Annotated in this window: 12 protein-coding genes; all 12 read left to right on the forward strand. The window is 37.2% G+C overall.

Annotated elements, in window-relative coordinates:
- A partial coding sequence (locus E1163_RS06815) for a glycosyltransferase (protein WP_155170689.1) occupies nucleotides 1–465 on the forward strand: 465 nt, incomplete at its 5' end.
- Nucleotides 466–474: 9 nt separating this feature from the next.
- Nucleotides 475–930, forward strand: a complete 456-nt coding sequence (locus E1163_RS06820; protein WP_155170690.1) for a serine O-acetyltransferase — start codon at nucleotides 475–477, stop codon at nucleotides 928–930.
- A gap of 32 nt (nucleotides 931–962) precedes the next feature.
- Complete coding sequence (gene wecB, locus E1163_RS06825) at nucleotides 963–2,051, forward strand: non-hydrolyzing UDP-N-acetylglucosamine 2-epimerase (protein WP_155170691.1); 1,089 nt, start codon at nucleotides 963–965, stop codon at nucleotides 2,049–2,051.
- Entirely contained in the window at nucleotides 2,048–3,943 is a 1,896-nt protein-coding gene (locus tag E1163_RS06830; protein ID WP_246223531.1) for an alginate lyase family protein, read from the forward strand. The genes wecB and E1163_RS06830 overlap by 4 nt, the downstream gene beginning before the upstream one ends.
- Complete coding sequence (locus tag E1163_RS06835; protein WP_155170692.1) at nucleotides 3,940–5,172, forward strand: glycosyltransferase family 4 protein; 1,233 nt, start codon at nucleotides 3,940–3,942, stop codon at nucleotides 5,170–5,172. Before E1163_RS06830 ends, E1163_RS06835 begins: the two co-directional genes overlap by 4 nt.
- Nucleotide 5,173: 1 nt before the next feature.
- On the forward strand, nucleotides 5,174–5,779 hold the full coding sequence (locus E1163_RS06840) for a sugar transferase (RefSeq protein ID WP_155170693.1): 606 nt from the start codon (nucleotides 5,174–5,176) through the stop codon (nucleotides 5,777–5,779).
- A gap of 6 nt (nucleotides 5,780–5,785) precedes the next feature.
- Entirely contained in the window at nucleotides 5,786–6,403 is a 618-nt protein-coding gene (locus E1163_RS06845; RefSeq protein WP_155170694.1) for an acetyltransferase, read from the forward strand.
- The gene (locus E1163_RS06850; protein ID WP_155170695.1) at nucleotides 6,403–7,020 is read left to right on the forward strand and encodes a NeuD/PglB/VioB family sugar acetyltransferase; all 618 of its coding nucleotides are present in this window, start codon (nucleotides 6,403–6,405) and stop codon (nucleotides 7,018–7,020) included. Before E1163_RS06845 ends, E1163_RS06850 begins: the two co-directional genes overlap by 1 nt.
- A gap of 2 nt (nucleotides 7,021–7,022) precedes the next feature.
- Entirely contained in the window at nucleotides 7,023–7,565 is a 543-nt protein-coding gene (gene xrtF, locus E1163_RS06855; RefSeq protein WP_185155994.1) for an exosortase family protein XrtF, read from the forward strand.
- Complete coding sequence (locus E1163_RS06860) at nucleotides 7,558–7,983, forward strand: exosortase F system-associated membrane protein (protein WP_155170697.1); 426 nt, start codon at nucleotides 7,558–7,560, stop codon at nucleotides 7,981–7,983. Before xrtF ends, E1163_RS06860 begins: the two co-directional genes overlap by 8 nt.
- On the forward strand, nucleotides 7,976–9,115 hold the full coding sequence (locus E1163_RS06865) for a DegT/DnrJ/EryC1/StrS family aminotransferase (RefSeq protein ID WP_155170698.1): 1,140 nt from the start codon (nucleotides 7,976–7,978) through the stop codon (nucleotides 9,113–9,115). The genes E1163_RS06860 and E1163_RS06865 overlap by 8 nt, the downstream gene beginning before the upstream one ends.
- An 86-nt stretch (nucleotides 9,116–9,201) precedes the next feature.
- Nucleotides 9,202–10,454: hypothetical protein (locus E1163_RS06870; RefSeq protein WP_155170699.1), on the forward strand; the 1,253-nt coding region annotated here is incomplete at its 3' end.

Raw genomic sequence — 10,454 nt, forward strand, 5'->3', positions numbered from 1 at the left:
TTAAAAGGAGCTTTAATTCAATATGTGAGGGATAATAAACTTGAAGAGTGGGTAGAATTTAAAGGTTTTGTTAAAACTGATGAACTGTTCCAATTCTACCAGGAGGCAGATGCTTTTATACTTCCCAGTTTATTTGAAGGTTGGGGGGCAGTATTGAATGAAGCCATGGGCTTTGGATTACCTATAATTACTTCAGAAGGCGTTATGGCCAATGAGGAACTAGTCCGTGATGGGATAAATGGATATATATTCAAGGATTCAGACCATCTTCTAAGTATTCTTAATAAAATGATTTCGATGTCTGGTGAGAAACGTGCAGAAATGGGTGAAAGTAGCATGAAAATAATAACTTTGTGGCACCCTGAGAAGTTATCGTCCTGTTTATACCAGTTTTTAGTTGACTTGAAGAAACAGCGTTTAATTAAAAGTGGGAGCTATGCTCCTATGGAAGTATTTTCTTTATAACGATAAAAAATGAACCCTCCAGTTCTTCTCTATAGAGTTGCAAATTTGTTTTATAGATATAAGCTAAAACCAGTATCCGGTATAATATCTTGGCTGAATAGGTTGTTTTTTTCTACATGGATACCCGGCTCTGCCAATATTGGCAGTAACTTTAAGCTGGGGTATTGGGGACTTGGAGTTGTTATCCACTCCAATGCGTGTATTGGAAATAATTGTACAATAGCGCAGAATGTGACTATAGGCAGAAATTTTAGAGACATAAAGGTTCCTGTAATTGGTGATAATGTTTATATAGGAGCTGGTACAGTCGTTTTCGGGGAAATATTTATTGGTGACAATGTAATAATTGGTGCCAATAGTGTGGTAAATACTGATATACCATCCGGTGTCATTGCTGTCGGAAATCCAGCGAAAATAATAAAGAAAAATAATATGCCATACTGGGAATATGACAAGGTTCAGTAGTTTTACGAATTGTTTAAAATCAACAGAACTCTATGAAGATTGATTTAATAGCTGGTGCAAGGCCAAATTTTATGAAAATTGCTCCAATTATAAAAGAGATTGAAAAACAACGCAAAAGGGGGGTAGGTATTGAATTTCGATTGATCCATACTGGTCAGCATTATGACAGAAATATGAGTGGAAGTTTTTTTGAACAACTTGGTTTGCCTATGCCACACGTGAACCTTGAGGCAGGAGGAGGAACCCAGGCTGAGTTGACTTCAAAAATAATGATTGGGTATGAAAAGCTTTTGCTCGAATCACCTGCAGATTTATGCCTTGTTGTAGGAGATGTTACATCTACAATGGCTTGTTCAATTGCTGCAAAAAAACTTCAAATTAAAGTAGCTCATGTTGAAGGAGGAATAAGGTCAGGGGACATGGGTATGCCTGAGGAAATTAATAGGATTGTTACAGATAGCATATCAGATATATTTTTTACAACTTCTGCTACTGCTAATTCTAATCTCTTGAAGCAGGGAGTTGCGGAGGATAAAATCTATTTTGTGGGTAATACAATGATTGATTCCTTAATTCAAAACAGGCGTAGGTTTATGAAACCGAAAGTTTGGGATGAGTTAAAACTTCGAGACAAGGAATACTTGGTAATGACACTTCACAGGCCGTCTAACGTAGATGAAGAGACAAAGCTTCGTGAACTAATGATGGCAATAATTAATGAAACAAGGGGATTACCATTAATATTTCCAGTACACCCCAGAACAAAAAAAGTATTGTCAAGCCTTTTAATAGAAGCTCCTACTTTGCACATGATTGATCCCTTAAGCTATCTGGAGTTTAACTATCTTGTTGAGCGAGCCAAGGCAGTAATTACGGATTCAGGTGGAATAACAGAAGAGACTACTTTAATGGGTGTTCCATGTATGACCTTACGGGAGTCGACAGAACGGCCTGAAACAGTTACAATTGGCACAAATGAATTACTTGGAATAAACCCTGATGCTATCGCACCTGCAATGTCCAGACTGTTCTCAGGGGAATGGAAGAAAGGCGGGATACCTGAAAAATGGGATGGTAATACTGCTAAAAGGATTGTGGAAGCTCTTCTTGAATACATATGATGACTAAGAATTTTAGTCTTTATTTTCAATTGATTCGTAATATGGGGCTAAGGTATGTCTTATATAGAATCAAGTTAATTTTACAGAAAAAAACAGGTTTTTTAAGAAAAAAATTTCCTGTAAATCCTACACAAAAATTCTTCATAACTCTAAATCAATGGAGGCAAATGGAGAAAAAATTTTATTGGAATAAGCGTCCTTCAAATCTCAAGAGTAGTACCAGTAAAGAGTTAGCTAAAGATAAGCAAAGGATTCTTCAAGGTACTTACACTTTCTTTTCAGGGAAAGAATTTCATTTAGGGAAAAAGTATGACTGGATCACTAATCCAGATTCAGGTTACACTTATGATATATCAATGCATTGGTCAGATATCCCGGACATATCCGAAGAAGCTGGGGATATTAAATATGTTTGGGAAAAGTCTCGTTTTGGGTATTTGCAGACTATAATTCGAAACGACTATCACCATAATGAAGATCATAGTGAGTGGATTTTTAGTGAAATGGACTCATGGATTGCTAGTAACCCAGTCAATTCTGGCCCAAACTATATATGTAGTCAGGAAATTAGTCTTCGTCTCATTAATTGGTCTTTTGCCTTAAATTTCTACTCGGAATCAAAAGCACTTAACGAAGATAGATGGCGAAATTACCAACATTTTATCTACTGGCAGCTTCACCATGTTTATCATCATATAAGTTTTTCCAGAATTGCAGTACGTAACAATCATGCCATAACTGAAACGGGTATACTAGCCATATCCAACATACTCTTTCCATTTATACCAGAAACTGTTAAATGGTCATCAAAAGGAAGGAAGTGGCTTGAACAGGAGGTAGATTATCAAGTATATGAAGATGGTACATTCCTACAGTTTAGCATGAACTACCATAGGGTTCTGGTGCAATTATTTACTGCTTTTATAGCATTGGCAGAGGTAAATGGTCAGCCATTCTCAAGGCTTCTGAAGGAAAAGGCATGGAGGTCGATAAAATTTTTGTATCGTTGCCAAGAATATGAAAGTGGAAGGTTGCCTAACTATGGTGCAAATGATGGTGCATTATTTTTTAAATGGACCTCCTGTAATTATAGGGATTTTCGTCCCCAACTCAATGCCCTTCATCTGCTGTTGACAAGACAGCCACTGTATAACCCTGGTGGTGAGTGGGATGAAGAGGTACTTTGGTGGGGTTTGAATGATATAACAATTGAAGAGACTTTTGAGCCTCTAAAACCTAAGGCAGGCATTTCAGTTTTTGAAAAGGGAGGTTATTTTGTTATTAGGGATGCAGATACAATAACGTTCATGCGATGTGGTTCTCATAAAGACAGACCATCACAGGCGGATAATCTTCATGTAGATATATGGAAGGGTAAGGAGAATGTTTTGAGGGATGCAGGATCTTATCTCTATAATACGAAAAATGAAACTATGAATTATTTCATGGGAACAGCCTCTCACAATACAGTAGTACTGAACAATTATGATCAGATGTTAAAAGGTGGCCGCTTCATCTGGTACTATTGGACTCAAGCGGTAGATTTTAGCTATGAGGAAGGGGAAGACCACTATATGATATCCGGAACTATAAAAGTTTTTCAACATGTATCAAAAAACATTAAACACTCTAGAAGAGTAATTAAGTTGAAGAATAGTAATTTTTGGAAAATAGAAGACAGATTAATAGGGGTGCCCTCTGGTATGGATGCGTATCAGTTATGGCATGGCAGTGTACCAGTGCTTGACAATATTCAAGCTTTTGAAGAAAAAGAAATCGGACCAATTGAAGGAAAAGACTGGTATTCTTCGCTATATGGAATTAAAGAAGAGGGACATATGATATCAATTCCCTTTAAAAAAAGCATAGTTACCCAACTGGAGATTTTATGAGGATACTTCTTATACATCAATTTTTTCTTGAAGATGATGATCCGGGAGGATCACGTTTTAACGAAATGTGTAAAGTTTGGACTGAAGAAGGACATCAGGTAGTTGTTTTAGGTGGAATGATGCACTACTCTGGGAAATATAAACGTCAAGAATATAAACGTAAATGGGTTAGTGTTAAGAGGCAAGGCCAAGTTAATGTGATTCGTTGTTATGTTTCCGAGTCATATAATAACAATTTCTTTGGCAGACTCTGGGGTTATTTTTCTTTTGTGTTATCTAGTATATGGGCAGGCCTGTTTAAGGCCAAGGGGCAATTTGATGTTATTTTAGTTACCTCCCCACCCCTTTTTGTAGGTATTACTGCTTATATATTGTCGATAGTGAAAAGAATTCCTTTTGTGTTTGAAGTACGAGACCTTTGGCCTGAGTCGGCAATTGATACAGGTGTTGTTTCAAATAAGTGGGTTATAAAATTTGCCTATTGGTTCGAATCTTTCATATACAAAAAGGCAAAACTTATCAATGTACTGACTCCTGCTTTTAAGGAAGTACTGGTTAAGCAAAAAGCTGTTCCTGCCAAGAAGGTACTTTTTATCCCAAATGCTGCTGATTTTTCACTATCTGATAAGGTCCTTAATGTATTTAACTCACGGCAATTCAAAGAGGAACTAGGGTATAAGGATCGCTTTATAATTACATATGTAGGAGCTCATGGTGTTGCAAATCATCTTGAGCAATTAATTGCGGTTGCTGAGAAGTTGACTGGTACAAACATACTTTTCCAGCTAATAGGGGATGGAATGCAAAAAGAAAACCTCAAAAAACAGGTTGAATCAAGAGGTTTAAGCAATGTCACTTTTGTTGATCCTGTGCCAAAAGAAGAAGTATTTAAATACATTTTGGCTTCTGATATGGGAACATCTGTGCTGAAAAAGGTGGAAACGTTTAAAACAATCTATTCAAATAAAACCTTTGACTATATGGCGTGTAAAAGACCTGTGCTCATGCTTATTGATGGGGTTTCACGGCAATTGATAGAAGATGCTAAATGTGGTTATTATGCAGAGCCCGAGAATACAGAAGAAATTGTAAGAGTAATAAGAGAAGCCATGGCAAATAAGCAGGCGCTAAAAATCATGGGAGATAATGGTTACAATTTTGCAATGAAGCATTTTGATAGAAGAAAACTGGCTCTTAAATACCTAAATGAGCTAAAGAGGGCCAAGTGAAATGTATAGAAAGTACTTTAAGGCATTATTTGATTTTTGTTTTGCACTTGCCGCATTTGTTATACTTATGCCTGTTTTCTTACTTGTTGCTCTTCTATTGTCTTTATTTCAGAGAGGGCAGGTGTTTTTTACACAGTACAGGCCTGGTAAAGGGGAGAAAATTTTTAAACTTATTAAGTTTAAAACTATGCGAGACGATTATGATAAGAATGGCCACCTTTTGCCAGATGAAAATAGGTTGACCACGATTGGTGCTTTAGTTAGAAAAACTTCATTGGATGAAATACCGCAATTGATTAACATTATAAAAGGAGATATGTCCTTTGTAGGCCCCAGACCGTTACTAATAGAATACCTGCCCTTGTATAGTAAGGAACAGCGAAAGAGGCATGAAGTGAAGCCAGGTTTATCCGGGTGGGCACAGGTCAATGGTAGAAATGCTATTTCATGGCAAAAAAAATTTGAATATGACGTTTGGTATGTGGAGAACATATCTTTTTTTTTAGATATTAAGATATTATTTCTAACCATTCTAAGAGTGGTTAAAGCGAAAGGTATTTCAGGGGAAGGTATGGTTACTATGGAAAAGTTTAAGGGAAATGAGTGAAAAGTGATGAAAGTTGAAAATGTTTATTTGATTGGGGCAGGAGGGCACGCTAAGGTTGTTACTGAAATATTAAACTTATCAGGTAAGAAAATATTCGGGGTGTTTGATGATAATCCAAAGTTGAGTGTATTTGCTGGCCTGCCCGTTTTAGGTAAAATTAAAGATTTTAGAGCAGGGCAGGGTAAAGCAATTATTGCCATTGGAGATAATAACTTGAGGAAAGCAATTGCAGATGACATGTGCGGCTTTTATGTTAGTGCTTTACATCCTCAATCTATTATTAGTAGTTCCGTAGAAATAAGTGATGGAACTGTTGTAATGGCGGCAGCAGTTATAAACCCGGATGTTATAATAGGTAAGCATTGTATTATTAATACAGGAGCAAGTGTTGATCACGACTGCCAAGTCGGCGACTATGTTCATATAGCACCTCGTGCTACTATATGTGGAGGTGTTCATATAGGGGAAGGGACTCTTATTGGAGCAGGAGCATCAATTGTACCAGGCGTTAAAGTAGGACGAAGGGCTGTTATTGGAGCTGGTTCGACTGTAATTTCTGATATTCCTGATTTCAGTGTAGCTGTAGGTAGCCCTGCTGTTGTAATTAAGAAAGTATTTGATTGATGACTAAGCTTGCGATCTTTGGGGCAGGTGGTCTGGGTAAAGAAGCTTTGACCATACTCTATGCTGTTAATGCAGAGAAGGAGAAATATGATTTCATTGGTTTCTTTGATGAGAACAAAACTGGAGAACATGTGATTGGGAACTTAGATACATTAAATAGTTGGAAAGATAATATAAAAGTGATAGTGGCGGTGGGTTCCCCAAGACAGAAGGAAGATATAATTTCTAGAATAAAAAATAGTCAGGTTGGCTTTGAAACTATTGTGCATCCGAGAGTTGTTATGGGGGATAAAAGCAAAATTACCATTGGTAAGGGATGTATTATTGGTGCTGGAGCTATTTTAACCACTGATGTTATATTAGGAGATCATATTCTTATTAACCTTAACGTTACAGTGGGTCATGACGTTGCCATTGGCAGTTATTCTTCAATTATGCCTGGGGTTAATATTGCGGGAGGAGTAGTGCTGGAAGAGGGGGTATTTGTTGGTGCCGGTGCTAATATTATCAATTCTGTAACGGCTAAGGCCGGTTCAACCATTGGAGCCGGAGCCGTTGTGGTAAAGGAAGTAGAAGCATCAACCACGGTTGTAGGTATTCCTGCCAGGAAAATATGAATATGAGCGTACTCAAAGAATTTAAGCCTACTATACTGTTTCTTGTAAAGTTTTTAACACTCTACCTGGTTTTAAACTTTTCTTACGTATTATTCATAGAGTACCATTCACCAGAACCTGATCCTTTTACACGGCTAGTTACACAAAATACTACATTCCTATTAAGTGTTATGGGGTTTGATATCTCTTATCGAGATCACCCAGAGCGTATGTCCATATCAATATATGAAAAAGATGAAGCTGTTATTAATGTATTTGAAGGGTGTAATGGGTTAAATGTGGGAATAATTTTTGCATCCTTTTTGTTAGCTTTTGGAACATTTGACAAGAAGTTATTCTGGTTTATTCCGTTGGGATTATTAATCATTCATATCTCAAACTTAGCAAGGATCATAATGCTTTTCTGTGTTGCTATGAGTTTTCCGAGTTACATGTATTTTGCCCATAAGTATTTATTCACAGCAATTATATATCTTGTTGTTTTTATATTATGGTATGTATGGGTAACTAAATTACAAGCACCATTTGCTTCCGAACATGCCTGAAATAAAGTTATTTAAGCGCCCTGTATTTATTTTAATAAGTCTGTTGGGGTTAATAGCCGTATATTTATTTCAGCGTAACCTTGCCGGTTTTGCCAGTAACTTAGGAAACTCAGCATTTACGACCATGGCCGTTGTGACAGTTGCAAGATTTGTGATTAATGATTTACTAATGATCCTTTTAATCTATGGTGTTTTTAAAAAGAAAAAATATGTAGTTTTTGCTTTTTATGTCCAGCTTGCAGGAATAGTTTTCATTTTAAGTCCTTACCTGATACTACGTTATTTAGAGGTATTCAATACTATATTACTTTCTTTTTTGCATAGGCTTGTTGTAAATCCCCTGTTAATGATAATGCTTATACCCCCATTTTATTACCAGAGATTAATTGAAATAAAGAACAAAAATAAACATGCATAAAAGAATTTATTTATCTCCACCACATATGGGTGGACAAGAAATTGATTTCGTTAACGAAGCTTTTAGTACCAACTGGATATCCCCGGTGGGGCCTAATATTTCTGCTTTTGAGAATGACCTTGCCGATTATGCAGGTGTACCATTTGTTGCAGCTTTAAGTTCCGGTACGGCAGCCATTCATTTGGCTTTAATCCTTTTAGGAGTAGAGCCGGGAGATGAAGTGCTATGTAGCTCATTTACGTTTGCTGGCTCCTGTAACCCTATTATGTATCAACAAGCTAAACCTATATTTATTGACTCCGAAGAAGAGTCTTGGAATATAGATCCGGTATTGTTAGAAAGGGCTATAGAGGATAGGTTGTGTAAGGGAAAAAAACCTAAAGCTTTAATACTTGTGCATTTGTATGGGACGCCTGCCAAGTTGGAAGAAATACTGGAAATCACATCTAAGTATAAAATTCCTATAATAGAAGATGCGGCTGAAGCATTGGGCAGTACTTATAAAGGAAGAAGGCTTGGGTCTTTTGGTGATTTTGGTGTATTCTCATTTAATGGAAATAAAATTATAACTACCTCAGGAGGAGGGGCTTTATTGTCTAGCAACAAATCACTGATTGACAGGGCAAAATTTCTGGCAACTCAGGCACGAGACAATGCACCTCATTATGAACACACTCAAATAGGGTATAATTATAGGTTAAGTAATATCTCTGCTGGTATTGGAAGGGGACAAATGTTGAATTTGCCGAAATTTATTACATTCAGAAGAAGGAATTATGACAGGTATAAAGAAGCTTTGAGTAACATAGTTGGAGTAATGTTCCCTGATGAACCTGAACACTGCTTCTCAAATAGATGGCTTACTACTATATTAATTGACCCTGAATTAACTGGTGGTATAGATCGGGAAGACGTAAGAATGGCTTTAGAAGCAAAAAATATAGAAACAAGACCGTTATGGAAACCTATGCATATGCAACCTGTATATAAAGAGGCTTTGGTTTATGCAAACGGAACAAGTGAACGATTGTTTGAATTGGGATTGTGCTTACCTAGTGGGTCTAATTTGAAGGATTCTGAGCAAAATGAAATTATACATGCTATTAAAGAGGTACTACGGGTTACTTCGTAGAATATAGATGTATAAACATCAAAATATTAAAATTTAATACTCACGTTAGTTTTAATCGTTATCTTTGTATATAAAGTGGTTGAGAAATGATTCTAAAAATATTAAATACGTTATTCCTTAGCATTCTGTTCACGGGAGTGCATGCGCAAACGGTTCTCGTTAATGAAAATTTTGGAACCACAGGCAGTATTCCAACTGGCTGGACCACTTCAGGTTCTGATTGGCAGATTGATAATGCCAACCCTTCATCAGGGTACACCGGGGCTTCGGGAAGCTACGGAATGGTGGCCACAGCAAACTCTGTGTTTGCAAATAGTAATTTGCAATATTCAAATAGTTTTTCAACCATTGGTTATGATAATATAACGGTTCAATGGGGTGCCAAACTTAATGGCTTTGATGGCTCAATTTCCCTTGCTTATTCTGTAAATGGTGGGGCTTATAAGTCTGTTTCGTATACTAATGTTGCTGATAACAATACTTGGGCATTGATTCCTGCAGTCGTACTTCCTGCAGAAACTGCGGGTGTTGCTGATTTGAGCTTCCGGATTGTGGTATTTAGTTTCGGAGGTGGTGGTACATATAGTGTGGATGACTTTGTAGTCACTGGCACGCAGATTTCCGGAGGAATTTTTTACGACTTGAGTAGTATTGAAGGGGGAAACCCGAATGAGTTGGAAAATACAGCAAACTGGACTAGTAATGCTGACGGTACTGCTGGAACTACACCTTCCGATTTTACAAGTTCGGATAACCAGTTTATAATTAAAAACAACCCTTCCGCATCGATCTCCTCAGATTGGGTTTTAGGTGCGGGGGTATCACTTAATATTGGTAACGGGGTAGCTTCTACATCCTTTACTGTACCAGCATCTGCATCATTATCAGGTGGAGATGTCAGTGTTTTGAATAACGCAACTTTAAATATTCAAAATACATCCGTTCCCAATATAACAAGTACATCGGATGCCAGCACGGTAGAATATGGTGCATCAGGCACCCAAAATGTTATACCGCGAACATACGGTAATTTAACAATAAGTGGTACAGGTATAAAATCTTTGCAGGCTTCTGCTTCAACTTTTGTTAATGGTACCCTTACCGTGTCGTCTTCTTCTGATGAACTTCAGTTGGCAGATACTCAATCTGTAAATTTGGTGCTTCGTGGAGATTTATTGGGTAATGGCTTTATAAGAGGAGCAACTAGTGGAGTTTTGTACATTTCAGGAAGTGCCGGACCTCTTGGCACACTTAGATTTTCAGGAGTTGGTACCCCAAGCTTGGCACGTCTTATTATTGATAGATCAGGACTCACTGTCAATCTTGGATCAAATATTAT

Source organism: Fulvivirga kasyanovii (assembly GCF_009711405.1).
Taxonomy (GTDB): domain Bacteria; phylum Bacteroidota; class Bacteroidia; order Cytophagales; family Cyclobacteriaceae; genus Fulvivirga; species Fulvivirga kasyanovii.

Bases quoted from the DNA above. Each gene is read 5' to 3' on its own strand.
- xrtF (WP_185155994.1), top strand. From the start codon at position 7,023: ATGAGCGTACTCAAAGAATTTAAGCCTACTATACTGTTTCTTGTAAAG.
- E1163_RS06860 (WP_155170697.1), top strand. From the start codon at position 7,558: ATGCCTGAAATAAAGTTATTTAAGCGCCCTGTATTTATTTTAATAAGT.
- E1163_RS06850 (WP_155170695.1), top strand. From the start codon at position 6,403: ATGACTAAGCTTGCGATCTTTGGGGCAGGTGGTCTGGGTAAAGAAGCT.
- E1163_RS06820 (WP_155170690.1), top strand. From the start codon at position 475: ATGAACCCTCCAGTTCTTCTCTATAGAGTTGCAAATTTGTTTTATAGA.
- E1163_RS06840 (WP_155170693.1), top strand. From the start codon at position 5,174: ATGTATAGAAAGTACTTTAAGGCATTATTTGATTTTTGTTTTGCACTT.
- E1163_RS06865 (WP_155170698.1), top strand. From the start codon at position 7,976: ATGCATAAAAGAATTTATTTATCTCCACCACATATGGGTGGACAAGAA.
- wecB (WP_155170691.1), top strand. From the start codon at position 963: ATGAAGATTGATTTAATAGCTGGTGCAAGGCCAAATTTTATGAAAATT.
- E1163_RS06845 (WP_155170694.1), top strand. From the start codon at position 5,786: ATGAAAGTTGAAAATGTTTATTTGATTGGGGCAGGAGGGCACGCTAAG.
- E1163_RS06830 (WP_246223531.1), top strand. From the start codon at position 2,048: ATGATGACTAAGAATTTTAGTCTTTATTTTCAATTGATTCGTAATATG.
- E1163_RS06835 (WP_155170692.1), top strand. From the start codon at position 3,940: ATGAGGATACTTCTTATACATCAATTTTTTCTTGAAGATGATGATCCG.